This window comes from Chthoniobacterales bacterium (genome assembly GCA_018883245.1).
In the GTDB taxonomy this organism is placed as follows: Bacteria; Verrucomicrobiota; Verrucomicrobiia; order Chthoniobacterales; family JACTMZ01; genus JACTMZ01.
In genome coordinates, this window is the sequence record VEQL01000002.1 from 122,717 (window position 1) to 145,299 (window position 22,583).

The 22,583-nt window shown below is 61.0% G+C and carries 16 protein-coding genes; 8 read left to right on the forward strand and 8 right to left on the reverse strand.

Annotated elements, in window-relative coordinates:
* Positions 1-36 precede the first annotated feature (36 nt).
* From FGM15_01350 to tmk, 5 genes are read right to left on the reverse strand one after another with little or no spacing between them, the layout of a single operon-like run.
* On the reverse strand, positions 37-810 hold the full coding sequence (locus tag FGM15_01350) for a hypothetical protein (protein ID MBU3664512.1): 774 nt from the start codon (positions 808-810) through the stop codon (positions 37-39).
* 2 nt (positions 811-812) lie between these two features.
* Entirely contained in the window at positions 813-1,673 is an 861-nt protein-coding gene (locus FGM15_01355; protein MBU3664513.1) for a hypothetical protein, read from the reverse strand.
* On the reverse strand, positions 1,670-2,434 hold the full coding sequence (gene proB, locus FGM15_01360) for a glutamate 5-kinase (GenBank protein MBU3664514.1): 765 nt from the start codon (positions 2,432-2,434) through the stop codon (positions 1,670-1,672). The genes FGM15_01355 and proB overlap by 4 nt, the downstream gene beginning before the upstream one ends.
* Positions 2,425-3,396 (reverse strand): hypothetical protein, encoded by a 972-nt coding sequence (locus tag FGM15_01365; GenBank protein MBU3664515.1) that lies wholly within the window; start codon positions 3,394-3,396, stop codon positions 2,425-2,427. Before FGM15_01365 ends, proB begins: the two co-directional genes overlap by 10 nt.
* Positions 3,377-4,021, reverse strand: coding sequence for a dTMP kinase (gene tmk, locus FGM15_01370; GenBank protein MBU3664516.1), 645 nt, complete (start codon positions 4,019-4,021; stop codon positions 3,377-3,379). The genes FGM15_01365 and tmk overlap by 20 nt, the downstream gene beginning before the upstream one ends.
* A gap of 61 nt (positions 4,022-4,082) precedes the next feature.
* Between tmk and FGM15_01375 the strand changes: the two genes are divergently transcribed.
* From FGM15_01375 to FGM15_01390, 4 genes are read left to right on the forward strand one after another with little or no spacing between them, the layout of a single operon-like run.
* The gene (locus FGM15_01375) at positions 4,083-5,135 is read left to right on the forward strand and encodes a hydroxyacid dehydrogenase (protein ID MBU3664517.1); all 1,053 of its coding nucleotides are present in this window, start codon (positions 4,083-4,085) and stop codon (positions 5,133-5,135) included.
* Positions 5,102-5,542, forward strand: coding sequence for an EVE domain-containing protein (locus FGM15_01380; protein ID MBU3664518.1), 441 nt, complete (start codon positions 5,102-5,104; stop codon positions 5,540-5,542). Before FGM15_01375 ends, FGM15_01380 begins: the two co-directional genes overlap by 34 nt.
* A complete protein-coding gene (locus FGM15_01385) occupies positions 5,431-7,389 on the forward strand; it encodes an alpha-amylase (protein ID MBU3664519.1) in 1,959 nt (652 codons plus the stop codon). Before FGM15_01380 ends, FGM15_01385 begins: the two co-directional genes overlap by 112 nt.
* Positions 7,266-8,036 carry a phosphatase PAP2 family protein gene (locus FGM15_01390; protein MBU3664520.1) on the forward strand — a complete coding sequence of 257 codons (771 nt, stop codon included), beginning with the start codon at positions 7,266-7,268 and terminating at the stop codon, positions 8,034-8,036. The genes FGM15_01385 and FGM15_01390 overlap by 124 nt, the downstream gene beginning before the upstream one ends.
* On the opposite strand, the gene FGM15_01395 is transcribed toward FGM15_01390, so the two are convergent.
* Both FGM15_01395 and FGM15_01400 read right to left on the reverse strand, forming a co-directional pair.
* Positions 8,033-9,748: a type II/IV secretion system protein gene (locus tag FGM15_01395; protein ID MBU3664521.1), complete on the reverse strand. Its 1,716-nt coding sequence runs from the start codon at positions 9,746-9,748 to the stop codon at positions 8,033-8,035. The two genes, FGM15_01390 and FGM15_01395, sit on opposite strands and share 4 nt — an antisense overlap.
* Positions 9,749-9,752: 4 nt before the next feature.
* The gene (locus tag FGM15_01400; GenBank protein MBU3664522.1) at positions 9,753-11,441 is read right to left on the reverse strand and encodes a type II/IV secretion system protein; all 1,689 of its coding nucleotides are present in this window, start codon (positions 11,439-11,441) and stop codon (positions 9,753-9,755) included.
* Between the two features lie 132 nt (positions 11,442-11,573).
* Between FGM15_01400 and FGM15_01405 the strand changes: the two genes are divergently transcribed.
* Genes FGM15_01405 through FGM15_01415 form a run of 3 tightly spaced genes read left to right on the forward strand, consistent with a single transcriptional unit; the run spans position 11,574 to position 13,326 of the window.
* Positions 11,574-12,200, forward strand: a complete 627-nt coding sequence (locus FGM15_01405) for a nucleoside monophosphate kinase (GenBank protein ID MBU3664523.1) — start codon at positions 11,574-11,576, stop codon at positions 12,198-12,200.
* Entirely contained in the window at positions 12,197-12,424 is a 228-nt protein-coding gene (locus FGM15_01410) for a cytoplasmic protein (GenBank protein ID MBU3664524.1), read from the forward strand. The genes FGM15_01405 and FGM15_01410 overlap by 4 nt, the downstream gene beginning before the upstream one ends.
* A complete protein-coding gene (locus FGM15_01415; protein ID MBU3664525.1) occupies positions 12,421-13,326 on the forward strand; it encodes a methionyl-tRNA formyltransferase in 906 nt (301 codons plus the stop codon). The genes FGM15_01410 and FGM15_01415 overlap by 4 nt, the downstream gene beginning before the upstream one ends.
* A gap of 27 nt (positions 13,327-13,353) precedes the next feature.
* Here FGM15_01415 and FGM15_01420 read toward each other — a convergent pair whose 3' ends face one another.
* Positions 13,354-13,737, reverse strand: a complete 384-nt coding sequence (locus tag FGM15_01420; protein MBU3664526.1) for a hypothetical protein — start codon at positions 13,735-13,737, stop codon at positions 13,354-13,356.
* A 190-nt stretch (positions 13,738-13,927) separates the two neighbouring features.
* Between FGM15_01420 and FGM15_01425 the strand changes: the two genes are divergently transcribed.
* Positions 13,928-22,393, forward strand: a complete 8,466-nt coding sequence (locus tag FGM15_01425) for a hypothetical protein (GenBank protein MBU3664527.1) — start codon at positions 13,928-13,930, stop codon at positions 22,391-22,393.
* Positions 22,394-22,583 lie beyond the last annotated feature (190 nt).

Below are 22,583 nucleotides of genomic sequence, written 5' to 3' on the forward strand. Positions count from 1 at the left end.
GATACCGTGCCTTGGCAATGCTGATTGCTGCCGCGATCAATCCGCCGGAGCGGGATCCTGGATCCGCTGGTGTTGCGGAACACCGAGCTTTGTCTCGAGTTCCCCGAGCAGGGTGATTACTCGGGGCAGACGCTCGCTCTCTCCCAGATCATAGATGGCGCGGAGGCGGTCGTAAGCTTCCTTCTCGCGGCCCGGCACCTGGGCCAGCTCGTAAGCAGCCATGCGTTTCACATAAGCGGGCGCGCCGTCCATTTGCGCTGCGCGATCGAACGCTGCCGCTGCGCCGGCATGATCGGAGAACTTGTCCCGCAGCATAACACCGAGGCGTTCGTGGAGCAGATAGCTGTCCGGGTTGTTGGCGATGCCGCGCTCCAGGAAGTCGCGGCCGAGGCGCTTGTATTCGCGCTCGGCCCGGATGCGGAGCAACTCGCTCGGTTCACGCGGATTCTCCCGCGCGGCGATGGCTGCATTCCATGCCATGTGCCATGAGGACAGATCCCAATACACGAGCGAGCGCGGTTGCAGCGCCGTGACGCTCTGGAAGATGCCCGCCATGCGCCCCCACGCGGTCTGTTCCCACGCGGTGTGCGCATCGATCCACAGGAAAGCGGCGACAAGGGAGCGGAATCCCCCGAGGGCCGCGGCGTAAGAAAGCTGCCCGATCTGCTCGCGCAGGCTGATTTCGGGAATGCCGGAACGCAGGCCCGACATTCTTTGCAGTCGGTCGAGCGACCGCTCAAACGGCAACCGGGCAAGCCCGAAAAGAACGATGGCCGCCGCGACGAGGATCCATTTTCCCGCCGGGCGCATGGTCAGAGTTCGCGGTTGTGGAAAACGGCGGCGGCCAATGCTGTGTAGACGGCAATATAAGCCGCGCCTAGGGCGAGTGTTTTCATCAGCAAGCCCGCTGGGATGTCCACGCCTGTCACGATGCTGTCGGTGAGGTTGAAAGCCTGCAGATCCGGGAAGACGAGCGAGATGCCGGCCATGAGGACTTTGGTGCCGAATCCGCCTTCTCCGGCCGCGAGCCAGTATTCCCGCGCCGTGGCTTGCAGGTGCCCGATAAAATAGGCGGCGAAGGCCGTGATCGTGGTGAAAATCGTCGAACTGGCGAACGTGGATATGAAAAGCGTGAGGGCCGCGAGCAGCCACGCCTTGACGAGTATCACGATTCCCGCGGCGAACAGGTCCGGGTCGTGGCCGGCCGAGCGGATTTTGTCCAAAGCGTTTTGCAACTCGGCGGCCGGCAGCGAAGCCATCTCGATTTGCGCGGCATGAAGCAGGGTCTGCGTGCGAAGGACGAGCACCACGGCGAAAACCGCCCCCATGAGCAGGACCGCGAGCGTGAGGAGAAGCAGGACGCCACCCAGCTTGCCGAGGATGTATTCAGTCCGGGACACCGGCTTGGCGAGGATCGTGTAGATGGTGCGATCCTCGATGTCCTTGGGTAGCAGCGTGGCGGCGGCGAGAATGGCGAGAAGCGAACTGAAGATGCCCATCGCACCGAGTGCGATATCCTTAAGCATCTGGAACTCCTCCTCGAAGCTGAAACGTGCGAGAAAGAACGAATTGCCGATTACGAGCAGGGCGAAAATGACCAGAAAGTAAAAGACCTTGAGCCTGACCAGCTCGGTCCACGTCGTGGCGGCGATCGCGGCGATGCGTCGTGTCATTTCGAAGCAGGGAATTTTGTTCCCGCGTCGCGGTCGCCGACCGCGGCGTCCATTTGCCCGGCTTGCCTGCCGTCGAGGATCCATGTCTCGATGCCCGTGGAAGTGGCGAAATCGACCGCGTCCAGCTTGCTCGCCATGCCGCCGGTGCTGTGCTCTCCCTTCTCCCCCGTGACATGGGAACGCGCCCGGCCAAGATCCGTCACCGTCGGGAGGCGGCGCCCGTCGGCCTGCAGCCCGTCGCTGCGCGTGAGGATGAGGTAGAGGTCCGCGCGGCAAAGCCCGGCAACCTCGGCCCCGAGTCGGTCGTTGTCACCGAGGCCGAGTTCCTCGACCGCCACGGAATCGTTTTCGTTGATCACGGGTATAACGTTCCTGTGCTTCAGAAGTTCGCGAAGCGTATTCTCTGCATTGCGTCGCCGCTGGCGGCTGTCGATGTCGCCGTGGGTGAGCAGAAGCTGCGCCACGATGAGCCGGTGGGCGGTCAGCGCTTCCTCCCACGCGCGCATGAGTTGGGATTGTCCGACTGCGGCGCACGCCTGCTTGGCCGTGAGCGACGACGGGCGTGTTCCTAGGCCGAGCGCCGCGACGCCGGCGGCGACCGCTGCGCTGGAAATGACGATAACTTCGTGCCCGGCGGACACGAGCCCGGCGATCTCGGACGCGAAGCGGGCGAACTGCGCACGGTCCAGCTGCAGGCCGCTGGCGTCGGTCGTGAGGACACCCGTTCCGAATTTTGCGACGATGCGTTTTTTCATGGGCATGCGAGACCGAGACAACCGGCTTCCAAGGCGAAGTCCTCCTTCACGTTGCGGTCCAAAAGAAGCCGCAGGCGCGCCGCGCCGTCAAGAACGCGCAACAGCGCCGCATCGTCAAGCGTGGCGGCAAGTTGCCGCGATTCCTGCGCCAAAGCCGGAAAGCGCAGGTGTCCGACCCCGTGACGCGCGCGCAGCACGTCGGCTGTTCTCTCCGCCACCACGGCGACGAGGTGCTGGCGCACGGCGACCGCACGGGCTTCGACCAGCGCCTTGAGCCGGGCCTCCTCTTCTTTGATCCACTGCTCGTCGGCGGTGTCGCCGAGGCGCTTTTTCTCCTCTTTGAAGGCGGCGGATGTCTCGTCCGCGATGTTTTCCCGGGCCTCGCGCAAAAGTTTTTGCAGGTGTCGCGCGAGAAGCAGGGCGCGTCCTGTCCGCCCGAGGCCGGGCGAAGCAAGCAGACGTCCCGTCGCAGCCGCGATCTCGGCATCAGCTTCACCGAGCGACTTTTGTTGCGCCGTGCGCACCGGAAAGTGGGCGCAGCGCGAGACGATGGTCACGGGAAGAAGTCCGGGGTTGGAAGTGACGAGCACGAACAGGCACCCGGGCGGGGGTTCTTCGAGTGTCTTGAGGAACGCGTTGGCGGCGGCGACGTGGAGGCGGTCGGCATCGAAAACCAAACCCGTCTTGACGGCGCCCGCACGGAAGCTCGTGGAGAAAAAGGGCCGGCAGAACTCGCGGAAGTCGTCGACGAGGATGCGGCGCGATTTGGACTCCGGTTCGAGAACATGGATGTCCGGATGGCCAGCGACTTTGTCAATTCCGATGGCGTTGACCATGGCTGCAATGTCCAGCGCGAGTTGCCGGCGTCCGCTGCCCGGTTCGCCGGTGACGAGCAACGCGTGGGGCAGGCGTCGCGCCTGGTGGAGACGACGCAGACGGTCGAGAATTTCAGCGGGCAAAAAAGCCATGGAAGCGTTCAAGCAGGGTGTCGCGGATTTGCGCGGCGATATTTTCCTCGGGCGCCGAGGCGTCGAGGACGGCGAAGCGCGAGGGTTCTTGTCCCGCGACGCGCAGGTAACCCTCGCGCACGGCGCGATAAAACTCGGGGGGTTCACTCTCCATCCGGTCGGCTGGCCGGTCACGCTTGGCCAAGCGCTCGAACGCCTTCCGCTCGTCCATGTCCAGCACGAACGTGACGTCCGGGACGGTGCCGCCGACAGCGAAATCATTGATCGTTGTCACCATGCCGGGATCGAGGCGTCGCGCGACACCTTGGTAAACCGTGGTCGAGTCGTGAAACCTGTCGCTGATCACAACGCGACCTTTGTCCAATGCCGGTCGTATCAGCTCGCGCACAAGCTGGGCGCGGCTGGCGGCGAAGAGCAGCAGTTCCGCCTCCGCTGAAAGTCCGTGGCCTTGCGGGGCGTGCTGGAGAAGGTGGCGGATCTCGTCGCCGGCGGGCGTGCCCCCGGGCTCACGCGTGATGACCGGCTCCAGGCCCCGCGAAGCGATCCACTCCGCCAATCGCGCGATCTGGGTCGATTTTCCGCATCCCTCGGATCCCTCGAAAGTGACAAATAGGCCTCGTCTCATCGCTTCGCGCAATTAGACTCTGCCTTGCCCGCGGGGGCAAAAGCATTCCGAGGAAAACACGATGAAAATTGTTTTTGTCGAGACCGAGGACGACGAGCAGCCTTTTTTTGCCGAAAGCCTCGCGGATCACGAGGTCGAATTCGTGGAAACGCTTCAGGAAGTGCCGGCGGATGCCGAGATCGTCTCGGTCTTCGTCAACTCGCGCGTCGGGGCCGACTTTTTCCGCAGGCATCCGAAGGTCAAGTTGGTGGCATCACGCTCCTCGGCGACGGATCATTTGGACGCGGCTGCGGCCGCCAAACGGGGTGTTGTCCTGGCGCATATCCCCGATTACGGGGCCGCAACGGTGGCCGAGCACACTTTCGCCCTCATCCTCGGCGTGGCACGCAAGCTGCGTCATTGCCTCTCGGCCGGGCATCGCGGTCGCGGCACCTCGGAACGGTTGCGCGGCATGGAACTGCAGGGCAAGACGCTCGGGGTGGTCGGCGCGGGTCGCGTCGGTTTGCAAGTGATCCGGATCGCGCAGGGTTTCGGATTGAAGTGCCTCGCCTATGACATGAATCCGGATCCCGACGCGGCACGCGAGCTCGGCTTCGAGTATGTCACGCTCGACAAATTGTTGCGCTCGTCCGATGTCATCACCCTTCACGTCCCCTTGACCCGGCGGACCAGGCAAATGCTCAACGTGAAGCGTCTGGCAAGGTGCAAGCCTGGCGTCATTCTCATCAACACCGCGCGCGGTGCCCTGGTCGATATCGACGCACTGCTCTCGGGTTTGGACAGCGGGCGAATAGGCGGCATCGGCATCGACGTGCTGGAGGACGACAAGGCGTTCAACCGCGACCCCGCGCATGCCATCGGCGCGCAAATCGTCCAGAAGATCCACGCCATGTCCACTCCGGGCGGCGATTCCTCGAAACGCGACGAGCGGTTGCGCGAATTGCGCGGTATCATGCGCAACAAGCAGTTGCTCGGTCACGACAACGTTTTCTTCACGCCCCACGTGGGCTTCAACAGCGTCGAAGCCATCGAGCGCATCAACCTTGGCACGGTGGAAAATATCAAAGGCTTCATCTCCGGATGTCTGCCACAGGAGGCTCTGGCCCGACCGTGAAGCACTGGCTCGTCAAGCAGGAGCCGGACTCCTACCCGTGGGAGCAGTTTGTCCGCGACGGACAGACGGCGTGGACCGGCGTGAGGAATTTTCAGGCCCGCAACAATTTGCGCAGCATGCGAAAAGGGGACGAAGTGTTCTATTACCACAGTGTGACCGGTAAGTGCGTGATGGGGACGGCCCGCGTGGCGCGCGAGGCTTACCCCGACCCGACGGCCAAGGATGGCGATTGGTCGTGTGTCGACCTCGAGCAGGCCAAGGCATTCGGCACACCCGTTACCCTGGCGCAGATCAAGTGCGAGCCCGGTCTGCGGGACATCGGTCTGGTGCGGCAATCGCGACTCAGTGTTGTCCCGCTCACGTCATCAGAGGCTGCTCTTTTGCGCCGGTTGGGAGGCGTTTCGTGAGATTCCTCGCGTTCCCTTGCGCCGTCCTGCTTGCCGCTGCGCCGGCAGGCCGTGCATTCGCGCCCAAGCCCGACCCGAAGGCATGGCAGGCCGAGGCGGTCTGGTATCAGATTTTTCCCGAGCGCTTTCGCAATGGTGATCCCGACAATGATCCCGTGCGCGACAGCCTTGGCGGCAAAGAATGGCTGCCGTCGTCCTGGCAGACGAGGGCATGGACCTCCGATTGGTATGCGCGCGACGCGTGGGAGCAGGCTCGCGGGGAGGATTTTTACTGGACGGTCGGCGAGCGCCGCTACGGGGGTGACATCCAGGGAATCATCGACAAGCTGGATTACCTGCGCGACCTCGGCATCAACGCGATTTATCTCAACCCCGTTTTCTGGTCGGGTTCGCACCACAAATACGACACGTGGAGCTATCACCACGTCGATCCATGGTTCGGTCCCGACCCCGAGGGCGACGTGAAGTTGATCGAAAAGGAGACCGAAGACCCCGCGACATGGCAGTGGACCGCGGCGGACAAACTCTTCCTCGAAATGGTGCGGCAAGCGCACGACCGCGGGATGCGGGTGGTCATCGACGGAGTGTTCAACCACTCGGGCGCCGGTTTTTTCGCCTTCCGCGACCTGCGAGAAAATCAGCAGGCCTCGCGATTCAAAGAATGGTTCATCATCGAAACATGGGATGATCCGGGAACGCCGCAGAACGAATTCCGCTGGCACGGTTGGCACGGCATCACCGAGATGCCGGAGTTCGCCGAGGCATGGAGCGGAGACCGTGGCGACCTTGTTCCCGGGGTGAAAAGCTACATCATGGCCGTCACCCGACGCTGGATGCAGCCGGATGGCGACGTCTCGCGGGGGGTGGATGGTTGGCGCCTCGATGTCGCTTGGATGGTGCCGCCGGCCTTCTGGCGGGATTGGAACGCCTTGGTGCACGAAATCAATCCTTCGGCCGTCACTATAACGGAGGTTTGGAAAGATGCGCACAAGACCACGAAGGAAGGGGATTTCGATGCAACGATGAATTACGAGGGATTTGCCATGCCGGTGAAGGGGTGGCTGTTCGACCATGCGCTCAAGCCTTCGGCCTTCGCCGCGTGGCTGGATCGCACGCGTGCTTTCTGGCCGTCAGCCACGGCGCTGCGTTTGCAGAACCTGCTCGATTCGCATGACACACCGCGCGCGGGATCGGCGGCCTTCGACGGACGCCCCGGAAAAAAATACATCAACCCCGACGAATTCGACTTGGCGGTGGGCGGAATCGTCTCGCCGAAAAACAACCGCGATTACCTCTGGCAGAAGCCCGACGATCGCGCGTGGAAATTGGTGCGTATGGCCGTGACCCTTCAGATGGCCTACGTGGGGACGCCTTTCATCTACTACGGTGGCGAAGCGGGGATGTGGGGCGCGAACGACCCCGACTGCCGGAAGCCGATGGTGTGGGACGATCTGGTCTACGACGACGAGTTCACGGCCCCGGATGGACGGCGCGTTGCGCGAAATCAGGTCAAATTCGATCGCAGCCTGCACGCGTTTTTCAAAGCGGCCATCGCGCTCCGTCGCAACACGCCGGTCCTGAATGCCGGAGAATTTCGCTGGCTGCTTGCCGATGATGCGGCCAGCACGCTGGCATTCGAGCGCACCGGAGGGCCGGCGCGTGCTCTCGTCATTTTCAACCGCGGCGAAACCGGGCAAACCGTGCGGCTCGAGGCGCCTCCCGGATGGCCGGACGGCCCGGTGCATGCGTGCTTTGTTTCCGACGGCGGATCGGCCACCGTTCGAAAAGCCGATGGTTCGCTGTTTGCCGAGATGGCGCCACTGACCGCCGCGGTTTTCCTGCCATGAGCGCGAAATCTCATCATTTCTGGTCCGCCGTCCTTGCTGTGGGTTTTATTCTCGTGACCATCGGCGGTTTGCTGGTTTGGGACGCGCCGGTTGCGGATTCGCTGCGGGGTGGGGCGGTCGGGCCTGCGACAGCGGTTGCGCGTTTTCTTTCACGCTACGGCGATTTTCCCTTCCTTCTCGCCGGCGGAATCGTGTGTCTGGCCGTCGCCTTGAGGCAGCGACGCCGCGAGTGGGCGCGGATTCTCACCGCGATGATTCTTTCGGGAGTCCTCGCCGGTCTGGCGACCAATGTGATCAAACTTGCAGCGGGACGGGTGCGTCCGCGCGCCGAGAACATCGAGATGGGCTGGTATGGTCCGCGGCAGGGAGCCGAGTGGGTTTCGCTGAGGCACGAGTTCCAAGCTTTTCCCTCGTCGCACGCGTCGAGTGCGTTCGGCTTCTTTTTTCCACTGTTTTTCTCGCGCAGGCTGATCGGATCCGCGGGCCTGATTGTCTCGGCTGCAGTGGCTTGGTCGCGGGTTCAACTCAATGCCCACCACGTTTCGGATGTGGCGGTCGGAGCGCTCGTCGGCCTTCTCGCCGCCCTGCTCGTGTGGGAGTGGATTGTCCGCCGCGGCGGGTTGGCGCGCTGGCTCGGTCCGGCTTAAGTGTATTTGAGGATTTCCTCGACGCTCGTTTCGCCGTCGAAGATGGCCTGCAGGCCTTCTTCGCGCAGGGTGCGCATGCCGAGTTCGATCGCTTTCTGGCGGAGAACGACGCCCGGCACGCGCTGGTTGATCATTTCGCGCAGCGTGTCGTTCAGGCGCAGCGTCTCGAAAATGCCTTTGCGGCCTTTGTAGCCGGTGTCGCCACATTCGTCGCAGCCTTTGCCTTTGTAGAATTTTTTGTCGCCGACCTCGTGGGGCGAAAGGCCGAGGAGCATGAGTTCATCCTCGCTCGGTTCGTAGGACTCGATGCAGTTCGCGCAGATGCGGCGGACGAGGCGCTGGGCCACGACAAGTTCGAGGGACGCGGAAATAAGGAACGGTTCGACGCCCATGTCGAGCAGGCGGGTGATGGCGCCGGTCGAGTCGTTGGTGTGCAGCGAGGTGAAGACAAGGTGGCCGGTGAGCGAAGCTTGAATGGCGATCTGCGCCGTCTCGAGGTCGCGGGTTTCACCGACGAGGATGCGGTCGGGATCCTGGCGAAGGAAGGCGCGGAGGACTCTCGCGAAATCCAGTCCGATGCCCTCGTTGACCGGAACCTGCATGATGCCGTCGATGTCGTATTCGACCGGATCCTCGGCCGTGAGAAGTTTGGCGTTGGGCTCGTTGATCTCGCGGAGGCAGGCGTAGAGTGTGGTGGTTTTTCCCGATCCGGTCGGGCCGGTGACGATGATGATGCCATTCGGCAGCTTGATCATGTCGCGTAGCGTTTTCTTGATGCGTTCCGGCACGCCGAGCTTGTCGAGGTCCAGTTGCACCGCAGAGCGGTCGAGGATACGCAGCACGACGCTTTCGCCGAATTGCGTGGGCAGCGTGGATACACGGAGGTCGATGGCGAACGGCTTGCCGTCGCGCAGGACCGATCGCTGGATGCGGCCGTCCTGAGGGAGCCGGCTTTCGGCGATGTTGAGGTTGGAAATGACTTTGATGCGGGAGATCAGCTCCCTCGCGATAGAGCTGTAAGCTTTTCGGTCGCTCTTAGTCAGCAGGGAGCGCAGGGTTCCGTCCACGCGCATGCGGACATCCATGTATTCCTCGAACGGTTCGAAATGGATGTCGCTCGCCTTGGCCTTGATGCCGATGTCTATGAGGTTGTCCACGATCTGCGTGACATACTGGCTCCGTTCCTCGTCGGTCATCGGCCCCGCGGCTTTGGTCGAGAGTTCGCTCAACTTCTCGCGAAGTTCCTTTTGCGTGACGGTGGAGAAGCCCTCGGTCGCGTAGTCGATTGACTCGTAATACTGCGTGATGAGCTCCTCGATGCGGCGCACCGGCGCGACGCTCACGTGGATGTCGCGGTTGAGGGCAAAGCGCAGCTCCGAGACTTTTTCCGTATCGAGCGGATCGCTCAGGGCCACATAGAGCGCTCCCTCGTGCTCTGCGATGGGCAACGCACGGTGCAAGCGCGCCAACCCCACGGGAATTGTGTCGCGCAGGTTGGTTGGCAACTCGAAATCGCTCAGATCGATGTAATTCGCGCCGATGGAATTCGCGATCGCATGGTAAAAAGTGTGTTCATCAACGATGCCTTCGGCGACGAGGTAGTCTTCCGGCGGGCGTCCGCTCTGCAGGATGGTGTTCAGCAGTTCATCCGACTGGTCCGCGGCGAGGACGCCCTGGTCCACGAGGGTGGTTATGACGATATGCGGATCCATGGCGTTAGTCGCTGTCCCCCATGGTCACGGCAAGCACCTCGTCGAACGTTGTCAGTCCGGCAAAAACCTTCTGGTATCCGTCCTCGCGGAGCGTCCGCATTCCCTGTTCGCGCGCGCGCCTGCGCAATTGGACCGTGCTGACCTGCTCGGAGCGGTCCTGGGTTTCCCCCATGCGGTTGATCATCTGGCGCATTTCGTCATCCACCTTGAAAATCTCGAAAATTCCGAGGCGTCCGCGGTAGCCGGTGAAGCGGCAGCGCTCGCAACCCTTGGGCTTGCAAATGTGCATGTCCGCGAGCTGGTCGGAGTCGATATGGAGCGTGGCAATTTCGTCTTCGGTCAACGTCGCGGGCTCCTTGCACGAGCACAATTTGCGGCAAAGACGCTGGGCCATCACCGCGCGGACCGCGCTGGAAACGAGGTAGGGCTTGACGCCGATGTCGATAAGGCGCGCGACCGCGCTCGGCGCGTCGTTGGTGTGCAGGGTCGACAGCACAAGGTGACCGGTGAGAGAGGCGTTGATGGCAATGCCCGCCGTTTCGAGGTCGCGAATTTCACCGATCATGATGATGTTCGGGGCCTGGCGCAGAATGGAGCGAAGCGCACGGGCGAAGGTCATCCCGATGTCGGATTTCACGTGCACCTGGTTGACGCCCGGCATCACGTATTCGATCGGGTCCTCGACGGTGATGATCTTCCGGCTCTCGTTGTTGATTTCCGACAGGCACGCATAGAGCGTGGTCGTTTTGCCCGAACCGGTCGGGCCGGTGACGAGGATAATTCCGTCAGCCAGCTTGATGAGACTGCGGAAATATTCCTGATCGTCGCTCATGAACCCGAGGTCGGGCAGTTTGATGGACAGCGTGCTCTGGTCGAGGAGGCGCATGACGATGGACTCGCCCTGCGAAGTGGGAATGGTGGAGACACGAAGGTCGAGCGGCTTGCCGCGGACCTGGCACTGGATGCGGCCGTCCTGGGGCATGCGTTTTTCGTCGATGCTCATGGTCTCGGTCATGATTTTCAGACGGCTGACCACGGCCCCTTGAAGAGAGGGGGGGAGCATCTTGTATTGCTCGAGTTCGCCATCGATGCGGAATCTGACGCGGAATCCTTCTTCCACCGGCTCCAGGTGAATGTCGCTCGCGCGCATTTCCTGCGCCTTTTCCAGAAAGTCCTGCACGAGCGTGATGACTGCGGCGTCGTCCTCACCGGCGGCAGCGCCTTTTTCCCCTTCTGTGCCCGGCGCGACGAGCGTTGTCTGCCGCGGGTAGATGTCCTTGATGAGCTCGTCGAGCCGCTCGGGATCCGCATAGAGAAATTCGACCTCGGTCTTCAGGACCAAGGGGACGGTGTCGAAAGCCTCGAAATTCAGCGGGTCGGCGATCGCGACTTGGAGACCGTGGTTGGTCTGCTGCAACGGGAGAAGGCGGTGCCTGCGCACGACCTCACCCGGGATCAGCTTCTGCAGTTCGCGCACGCGTTGCACCGTTGCTTCGTCGTCAAGGTCGGCAAAAGTCAGGCTGTTGATGTGGGCGACCGCTTCGTGGACGTCCCTCGGGCGGATGGCGCCGTCCTCGAGCAGGGCATCGACGGTGGAGGCACCGGGATGGTTTTCGCGCGCGTCCTTCACCTGCTGCCTGGTCACGCGCAACTGGTCGAGGAGAACTTCGAGGACTTGGTCGTCTGTTTGCACGCGGTGAGGAGGAATCGAACAGATTGGTTAAAGGCGGCGGTGCGCGGTGTCAAGGAGTGCGGGGCCGGCTCGATCAGCGATGCGTTGCCAATGGCGCGGGTTTGCCTAATATCGCGTTCGCAAACACTCCCAATGAGCAAATATCAAACCTACTTGATTTTCGGCGCGCCCGGCAGCGGCAAGGGCACGCAAGGTCGGGCGCTCGGCACGGTGCCCGGCTATTATCACATGGCCTGCGGAGACGTGTTCCGGTCCCTCGACCTCCGCACGCCGCTGGGCAAACAATTCCTCGAATATTCGAGCCGGGGCGAACTGGTTCCCGACGACGTGACGATCAAGCTCTGGAAGGCGCGCATCGACCAGAGCGTCGAAACGCATGAGTTTCATCCGGACCACGATTTTCTCGTGCTCGACGGAATCCCGCGCAATGTGCATCAGGCGCAGATGCTGGAAGACACCATCCGGGTGCGCCGTATTTGCCATCTTTCGTGCCCCGACCGGCCCAAGCTTGTCGAGCGCCTGAAGCGCCGCGCGTTGCGCGACAACCGCTTCGACGACGCCAACGAGGAAGTCATCCGCCACCGCCTCGAGACCTACGACAACGAATCGCGGCCTCTGCTCGAGTATTACGGGCCGGACCGGATCCTGCACATCGATGCCACGCAATCGCCCGTGGATGTCCTCGCGAGTATTTTGGAAATGCTCGTGCAGGACCGCCGCAACCACTTCGGCGAGGAGGGGTTCAGCGCGGTGACATGAGCGGCCAGTTCGAGAGCCTGCGTGCGAGCAGTCTCTACTGCCGTCGTTGCGGGCAACCCATGCCGGTGCGCGAGAAGTTGCTCTTGGTCCTGCCGGACAAGGAGATCTACGACTACCTTTGCACCGGTTGCGCGGACTCGCTCGGCCAACGCGAAGTGACCGCCGGGGAGTTGATCCGCGCTCGTTCGCGGTCGATGCGTCCGGCGCGCCGCGTGCTGGCATGAAGATTGTTTTCGTCGCCAGCGGGGACATCGCGATTCCTTCATTCCGCTGGTTGCTCGATGCTCCCGGCGTCGAAGTTGCGGCGCTGGTGACGCAACCCGACCGTCCGTCCGGCCGCGGGTTGAAGCTCAAGCCATCTTTGCTCAAGCAGCTTGCGATCGACCGCGGTATACCGGTCCTCCAGCCGGAAAAAATACGCGTCGCAACGCCGGAGCTTTCCACATTGCAGCCGGATCTGCTGGTCGTCATGGCCTACGGTCAGATCCTGCCGCAGGCTGTCCTTGATATTCCCCGCCTCGGGGCGTTGAACCTTCATGCATCGCTTCTTCCGCGTCATCGCGGAGCTTCCCCTGTGCATGCGGCGATTCTCGCGGGGGACTCGATGAGCGGCGTCACCGTGATGTGGATGGATGCCGGAATGGACACCGGCGATATATTGCTCGCCCGCGAATGCGTCATCGGACCCGAGGAAACGGCAGGAAGTCTGCACGACAAGCTCGCAGTGCTGGCGCCGCAGGCTTTGTCCGCCGGCTTGGATTTGATCTCCCGCGACGATGCGCCGCACATTCCGCAAGATGCCGCTCTTGCCACCTATGCGCCCAAGCTCGGGCGGGGGATGGGGACGGTGCACTGGTCGATGCCGGCTGGCGAAATCGCCCTGCGCATCCGTGGTTTGCATCCGTGGCCCGGATGCACGACCGAAGTCGTGCTGGATGACGGAAGCCGGGTTCTATTGAAGATTCACCGCGCAAAGATCGCCGCCGGTGCTCCTGAGCCTTGCCGCCTTCGCTTCGCCTGTGGAGGAGGAGGGGTTCTCGAGCTGCTTGAGGTCCAACCCGCGGGAGGAAAGCGGATGACCTCAGACGACTTTGTGCGCGGTCACCGCGTAGTCCGTGCTCTCTGAGCGGAGTGTTTTTGTCCCGCTTTGCAGCTACCCAGACCGCTCCTTGCCCCGCTCGAGGTGCAGGCGGTGAAGGACGCGGTGCACAATGGGCGAAGCGAGGATGCCGACGCTGGACACCACGACCAATGTGCCGAAGAGCGCGTAGAGCGAAGAGAACATCTTCAACGCGTTGCTCGATTCGCGCTCGGTATAGAGCGGGCCGGCCCCGCTTAGCAGCATGCTTGCCTCGAGAAAAGAATCCACAAAGTCGAGTCTCTCAGCCTCGGTGTCTTTCGAGATGATCATGTAGCCAGCGATGCCGCCGGCCAGCGTCACGCCGACAACGCAGACCACCAAAAGCATCTGGCGGGCCATGCGTCCGACAAAAACGCGCCCCGGCGCCAAGGGTTCTGAGTGATGTTCCCAAGCCATGCAAACGTTTGCATACAGCAAGCTATCCGGCGATCCAAGCGCTCTCGGGTGCGCGACTGCCGCCATATGAGTAAACAAAAAGTCACAGCTCCGACTTTTTTCTGTTTTCTTCCTGAACGGGGTTCTCAAACGAGTGTCTAAATTAACAGAGAAGCAGGGGTCTGCTCTGCCTTGGAAATCTCTCAAACCCATGAGGCGCACCCTTGACAACAGAAACCCCTGCGGGAGAATGACATATCCCCAGATGATTGCCCCGCGCGCTCATTGGCGGCGTCTGGTCGCCCTTGTTGCCGGTTGCCTCCTGTTGACAGGGGGTCAACCGCCGTCCGCCCGTGCCGAGGCGATGCTGCAACTGTTCAATGTTTCATGGGCCGAGGTCACAAAAAAAATGCCCGAACTGGCCGAGGCGGGCTACGGTTCGCTTTGGCTGCCGCCACCGACCAAGGGGTCGGGTGGTCTTTCTGTCGGTTACGACATGTGGGATCCGTTCGACCTTGGCTCCAAAAACCAGCGCGACACCGTGCGCACGCGTTACGGCACGGAGGCTGAATTGCTCGAACTGGTCGAGACCGCTCACCGTTTTGGGATTCGCATTTATTTCGACAACATCATGAACCACCGGGCTTTCGACGTGCCCGGCTACAACGAAAACACGGCGATCGACGTTTATCCGGGGATGGTGCCGGAGGATTTTCATTTGCGCAAAACCGAGGACGGTTTTTACCGAAAGTGGGATAACACGCGTGATTGGGGCAGCGCTTGGCAGGTGCAGAATCTCGGTCTCGCCGACCTAATAGACATTGCTCACGAGACGCCAAACGCCAATTTCGGCACGAGCGAGGGTTCGACGCATCCGAAGTATTCGTTCATCCGCGATCTCGAGCGCCCTGCGCAATACGACAAAGACAAAGACGGCAATCAAGCCTACTTTGGCGTGCTGATCGATCAGGCGCGAGCGGAGCTCGGATTAAGCGCAAGCAACGAAGATGTTCGTCTCAAAGCGCGCAGCTACATTTTGGCGAACACAAACAACGCGTTCGTGGAAGATGTAGGCGCATACCTTATCCGCGCTGTCCGTTGGAAAATGGACCGCACCAAGGCCGACGGCCTGCGCCTGGACGCCGTGAAGCACGTGCCGGATTATTTCTTCGGCCAGCAAACGGGTGCGGACAAAGACTCGAGCGACGCCGGCTACCTGGGCGGCGTGCAATGGCAGTTCAACCGCACACGCGGTTTCAGCGATGCCAACCATCGCGATTCGGTGTTCGACGAGAAACGAATCCGCGACGATGCGATGGTCTTCGGTGAGCACCTCGGGCAACCGCCCGGGTATGGAGGTTATTGGGATGCCGGCATGCGTCTGGTCGACAATGATCTTCGCAGCAAGCTCAACGGTGTTCTGGGCAACATGTGGTCTGGATTGCAAGGACTCGACGCCCCCGGCGCGGGCGGTTTTGCCGCCAGCCTCGGTGTGACCCATGCCAATAGCCACGACAGCGATTACGCCGCGCAGAAAGAATGGCAACATGCGTTCTACATGACCCGTGAGGGCATGGGGCTGATTTATTCCGACGGCTACAACAAGGCCGAGACCCTCGGGGAATCAGGCGGCGCTTTCCCGCGCCACGCCAACACCGCCTATCTCGGCCAGTTCGGCGATCCGCGCATCCCGAATATCCTGAAGCTGCACAACGATTTCGCCCGCGGTCTGCAGCAGGGACGCTGGGCGGATGGCGACTACCTCGCCTTCGAGCGCCGCGACAACCGCAACCCGGATGGCTCGGTGCGCAGTGCCAACGCGGCCGAGGAAATTACCATGGTGATGATGATGAACGATAACACTGCGCAGGGTCAGGCGCGTGGCATCAGCACCAGTTTCCCCGGCAGCGCATTGCTTTATCAATACGCCGAGGGCCCCAGCGGTTCGAGCATGACGGGTTTTTACAAGTTCGCGGGCGAACTGGGTTCCGTCACCGTCCCACCCGGTGGTTATTTCCTTTTCAGCTACCGCACGCCCGAATTGTCCACGCTGTGGCCGGATGCCGCGATCACGCTTTACCAGGCCAATGCATCGACAGGCCAACTCCAGGAGGTTCCACGGATAACGGTGACGCGCAAAGATGGACGCGACGGCGACAAGAGTTTCAATCCTTACGGTCTTGCCAATCGCGGTTATCCGACCAATGCCACGCCGGTTGATTACACCTATCAGACGAGCGTGCCCGTGGTGAAAGGCAACACGCCGCTCACCATCCTCGCGCGCGCCGACGGATCGGCGGAGAACATCCTGATCAAACTCGACGGTGGCGTGGATCTCAATGGCACCGGTCTCGGCACCGATCCGGCCCAACGCGACAATCCTCCCGGACTCCGCACTGATGTCTACCTCGGCTATGAGCAACCGACCTTCATCGACCGGCAGCACCCGGAAAAATTCGCGGCCGAGGATACCAAACGCAGTCGCATAGGTTCGCCGGGCGCTGAAACCTACGTTAGATTTCCGGACGGAAGTTACAGTGTGAACCTAGGCCCGACAAATGGTGCCTTCACAAACAATTTCTCCTCCGAAAACGGAAACGTCGTTTCTTGGATTTATCACAGTCCGACCAACATTGTGGGTGGCCCGGCTGGAACTAACGGAGTTGGAAGCCCCCAGTTTGGTTCGATTGTCGGCACGAATATGGTGCTGTGGGCCAAAACGCCGACGAACATCGGAAGTGGCTACAAAATGTTCGTCTATTACACGACGGGAGGGGCGTCTTACCCCGAGGGAGCGGGCGGCATTGGTCGCGGAGAGACAAGGGTTGCCGAGTTCGATTTCAGGCACGACGAAACGGGAAACGATCCGGGAAGTTGGTGGAGCGCCACAAACCTGCCTAGCAGCCTCCTTTCGTCTGAGGTCCGCTACAAGATCGGCGTTTATCGGACGGAAAAAGCGACCAACCGGGAGACGCCATCTTGGTGGCCGGGCAGTTTGGACTCCGTGACCTATAAAAAGAAGATGCTGACCACTTTCCGGGTCGCTGAGTTCGACCCCGCCAATGTGCAGCACTTCCCCCACAACGATTACGCTCGCGCGCCCACCTTGGGAGAGCCTTATGAGAAGTGGCCCTGGGCCATGAGGACCGGTCTTGCGGAGGGCTTCCACGTCATGCGCGCCCGCGCGTTTCTGCCGACAGGCAAAGGCGGGCGCTCCTTGGATGCTGCCCCCCTTTACCAGACCTTCGTCCAAACGTTTTACTACGACGCGCTGCCGCCGCAGGGCACGGTTGCCTGGCCCGCAAACAACGGCGACACGGTCGGCGGGTCAAGCTACGAACTGGTGATCCGCACGGACTCCACGGTGGAAGAGGTCTGGTATCACATCGACGACTCCGATGCGCGGAACAACGACAGCGCGACAAAACAGTTGAACGGCAACGGCGCGGGATTCGAACCGTTCGACGATGCCAACCAGAACGGCCTCCGTGATGCCGCGGAGGATTTCACCGACGTCAATGGTAACGGCATCTACGACATATCCTTGTCCGACAGTTGGGCCAAGGCGACCGAGGTGACTGCGCCCGAGGGTGTGACGCAAAAGGAATGGCGATTCCGCTACAACAACATTCCGGCGAGCGGCGAGGGCACGATCAAGATCCGTCTCCTCGAAGCCTCCTCCTCGCGCGATCTCACGCTGTCACCCGGGTCCGCCAACGTGACTGAGCTGACCCGCAGCGTGCAAACGCGCGGGCCTGACGAGCGTGTCATGATCGCCTGGCCCCAAAGCGATGGCAACCGGGTCGATGACAACTACACGATGAAAGTCTACTTCACGAAGGAACTGGCCAACGGCATCAGCGAGCAGCAGCTCAAGGACCGCTTCACCTTCACCATCGCGAGCCGTTCGTCGGGCAGTTCCGAGGGGGCCGTTGCGCAGAGCCGGTCCGATTTCATCATCAGCTACGACGTCAACGACCAGTTCCACGAGTTGGCCGTCCCGCTGCCCAACATGTATAACGGCATCGCCGACTTCCTCCACACGCTCAAAGTTGTCTATGCTTTTCCCGACGATCATCCGGACACGGCAAAACGCGGCCTGAAGCTCGAAGCAGTCCGGCTCGCCACCGCCAATCCGAGCACCAAACCCTTCATCCGCATCATCCGTCCGACGGAGGTCGGCTCCGATGGCAAACCGACCGAAATCATACTGCGCGATGTTCCCGGTCCGGACTCCCTTGATTATGAGGTTTGGGTCGAGACAAGCACGAATGTGGTGACTGCTCCAACGCTCAACGGCATTGCCACCAACAACGCTCTTCCCGTGGTGCCGGGGGCCACCGCCAACACGTGGAAATACAATTGGAGCATCACGGCTCCGGGGACTTATCCCATTACGGCAACGACCGTATTGAATGGACAGACTAACAGCACCTCGCGCAATGCCCGAGTCATCCTGCGCCAAGTGGTCGATGCCGACGGGACAACCGATAATGACGACGACAACGACGGTCTGATCGATATCGACGAGACAAACCAAAAACCTCTGCCCCCCGAAAAAATTGCGGAGAATTACAACAACGGTGACGTGCATCTCTACTACGCCACCGGTCGCAGTTTGCCGACGAGTCCGGATAGTGACGGCGACGGCCTGCCGGATGGCTTGGAGGTCGGTTGGCGGGGTGCCATCAGTCCTCCGACCGACACGAGTATCGATACAAACGGCGACGGCGTGCCTAACTTCCGCGGGGATCTCGATCCGCCGCTCTATGCTGTGGTTGAAAACGCTGCAGCAGTTCCAGGCGTCGGCGACCGGAGTCAGGGTGACCTCCGCACCCGCCAAGCTGCGGGAACCGTCACCGATCCAACCAACGCGGACACGGATGGTGACGGCATCCTTGACGGCATCGAAGATGCCAACATCAACGGGTGGACAGATGGCGACGGCAAAGCGCTCCCTCTCGCCGCCGCGATCTCGCAATACACGGTTGAGCGGCCGAATCCAGGCGACTGGCCGAATAACATCATCGATTTCTTCGAAACCTGGGCCGAAACCAGTCCGTCCAAGGCAGACTCCGATGACGACGGTTTAAAGGACGGCTACGGCGAAGACAAAAACTGCAACGGTTTGATCGAAGGTGATACCAATACGAATCGCCGTTATGACGCCGGCGAGGCGTGGACTGAAACGGATCCGCTCAACGAAGACACCGATGCCGACGGTTTGCCGGATGGTTGGGAGGATCAGTTCGGTCTTGATCTGCTCGACAACGGCACCGACAGCTACCGGACGGCCGCGCTGAATGACGGCAATGCAAACAGCGGCGCGGATGGTGATCCGGACGGCGATAGAGTGAAAAATATCGACGAATTGGCCGCCGGCACCAACCCGAATCAGCCGAACAACCCGGGTGGCGGGGGTGTCGGTGAAGGCGCCATCCGCATCGGCCAATTCACGGATTGGACGCACACGGATCTCCTCGCCCTTGATGAATACAACGAGGGTGGAAGCCAGGGGGCGGATGTCTACCGCTCTTGGAACAACACTGATAATTCGCGCGACATCGTAGCCTTTTCTTTCCGCGACGGAGGTGAGGCAGACGGCCGGGTTTATTTCCGCATCGATTTCCTCGATCTGGCGGCCTACGCCGAGCAGGGCGAGGTCGACGCCTACATCGTGATCGACACGGGCAACCCTGCGGCGGGCGAACGCGCTCTACCCAACGGTGTGGACATCGCCACCGAGATGGGTTGGGAGGCTGTGGTTGCAGTCTATGCCACCGATTTCGGAACGGTGTTCACGGACAGCCAAAGAACCAACAACACCCAGGACAAATACCAAGATCCCGGGGCGGCCTTCGGTGTGCAGACCCGCCCGTTCGGCGCACCCGGACTCAATCGTGCGGCTTGGTCCAGCGTTTACGACGCCCTCGAAATCTCCATCGACCGGCAGAGCTTGATCGATGCCGGGTGGCTGGGCGACCCGAACACGCTGAATTTCCAGGTGTTCACGACCAAGCCCAACACCCAGGCCGGCGGCACCGGTGATATCGCCGGCCGCAATGATATCCGCGATACCGTCTCGGACGACTGGATCACTTCGGACTACTGGAAGGATCAGGATAACATCCAACTCAACGAGAAGCTCAGCTACTACTTCGGCCGCGATCTGTCGCAGGGCAACATCAACAACCGTAAATTCAACGACCGCAACAAGTCGGCCAAGGTCATGCTCGTGGCTCACGGCAACCAGACGATCCAACCGGCCAGTGTCACGCAGGCGCTGATCCGCAGCGGAACGCCTCCGGTTGGCTACTCGCGGTTGCTGCAGACGCACGAGGCCTACAACGCACCGCTCACGCTGCACATTACGCCGACCCTCGCTTCCGCGCTACAGTGGGCGGTCAATCCGAGTGCGGGCGCATGGCCGAACAATGATGGGCCTTCATTCAACGCGAAGCTTCGCGACCTGATCGCGACGGGGCGTGTTTCGTTGCTCGGGTCCAGCTTCTCCGACCACATTCCGAAATATTTCCTGCAGGAATTCAACAACTCCAACAAGGAACTGGCTGAGCAGTTCCTTGATGCCATCTACGGAAATGGCAACGCTGTCGCATCGCGCTCCATATTCTGGGCGCCGGAACGTGTTCTCGACAGTGTGTCGCTCGAGACGATCTACAGCATGGGCTATCGCTATGTGTTTGCCGACCAGATGAAGCACTTCGTCAAATGGTTTGGCCGGACTCCCGCGCTAGGCACCGACGGTTATTGCATCAACGAAGTCAACGGGATGAAAATCTTCCCGATTCACGATGTGACTTCCGCTTACCTCGAGCAGACGTTGGACTACGGATCGAGTCTCCCGGTGCGTCAGCTTCTCTCCCGCCGATCGCGCAGTAATGTTCAGGATCAGGTCGTGGTGATGTGGAAGGATCTGGGTGACTTTTCCACCGATGCCAAGGCGACGAGCTATGATAGCAACGTTCGCTGGCTCTCCAGTCGTCCGTGGGTCCGCGTGGTCACCGCGCAGCAGATTGCAGAACAAGAGATCAGCTATCCGGGCCGAACCCCAGAGACATCAGGAAATACATACACCCAGTGGAGCACCGTCTTCCGAGGCACCGGTCAGATCTTGCCACAGACCTCCAAGGACTGGATCGATCACGCCACCCAGGGGAGCTACGACAACTGGTATCACGGGTCGTCGAGCGAGGAAGGTTTGAAGAACAGGACATTCGGTGCGACGGAGGCGTTCGGTCAAGTTGGTGTGAGCGGTCATGCCAACCAAGCGTGGCTTGCGGCGAACAGTGCCTACCGATCCAACCTCCGCCAAGTCGCCGCAGCTGTGATCCACGGTTCAATGTTCCAGACGGCCTTCCACAATACCACGAATAACAACCTCTCGAAGTTCAGCTCGGGCGATTATATTTATCCCGACACCGACACGGGACAGAAGTTGGCAGACTTTGTCCGCAACACCCAAGCGCAGGCCCGATTCGCCAACATTTACGGGCGCGTCCAGATTTGGGCGGCCAACGCGACCCCAACAAGCCTCGGCGCATCGTCCGAGGATGTGGATCTGGACGGAGCGAGTGAATACTTGCTCTACAACAGCCGGGTGTTTGCCGTCTTTGAGAAGAAAGGCGGACGCATGACGGCAGCATGGCTGCGGGATGGCGCCACGGGCAATGTCTGGCAGGTGGCCGGAAATTTTGCCTCTTACAGCAATGCGGACACCGAGGATGAAGGCGAGAGCAACTTCGTCACAGGGACCACCACCATAAATGCCTATCGCACTAGCGGGTTCAAAGACTGGTGGGTCGTCACGGGCACCGCTGGCAGCAGCACTGCGGTTAATACGGAATACACGGTGACCCCGACAGCGAGCGCCGCTGGTTGGATGTTCTCGCAGGGCGGAATTAGCAAGACGATCACCTTGGCCGATGCCACGACGGGCAACCTTACGGCCGCCTATAGTCTGAGTGGACCGAACAAGCTTTATGTCCGCTTCGGCCTTGCACCGGACCTGCTCGACTTGATGCTGAACGGACAGGCTAACCTTGAGACTTCGACTGTAGGTAGCAGTCGCCTCAACCTGCTCAACAACGCCGCTGACGGCCCCGTCCGTGCGTTTGTCGAAACGTCAGCCGGCAGCTCGATCAACAGTGCCGCGACCGACAAAGATGATTCCGGTTTCACCACCGTCAACCTGCGCAACCAGGCGCAGACGCAGCAGGTCGAAGTCGAAATCACCGGCAATACTGTCATTACCCTCGGTTTCGATCAGGGGGTGTCCACCGACGCTGACAACGACGGACTGGCGGACCAATGGGAAAGCGACAATTTCGGCGATCTAATCCGTGATGGGACCGGCGACTATGACAATGACGGACTGACCGACAAACAGGAATATGTGCTTGGCTCGGATCCGAAAGACGCGGGCAGCGGCAAGCCTGTGATGGTCAGGGATGCAAACGGCTTCCATGTGACATTCCCGACGAAGGCTGGCCGCACCTACACGGTCAAATACCGCGACAGTCTGATCTCCGGGGATTGGACGGGTATTGTCGGCAATCCTGTCGCCGGCGATGGCATCAGCAAGACTGTGACCGACACAGATGCCGGAAGTGTCAAAAGCCGATTCTACCGCGTTGAGGCGAGCATCACATCGCAATAGATCGGTTTTGTAGAAGTTGTAGCCGTTGCGCCATCTGCTGCGCGTGCTCAGAAGTGGCATCGCGCTTCCAGCCGATGGCTTTGGCTTCTTCTTTGGCAGGGATGCCAATGCCACATTCGGCAGCGTCGCCTCAGGGTAGGAGACAAGCCGGTGGCCACATCATTTCTTGAACCGCTATAGCCATGGTATG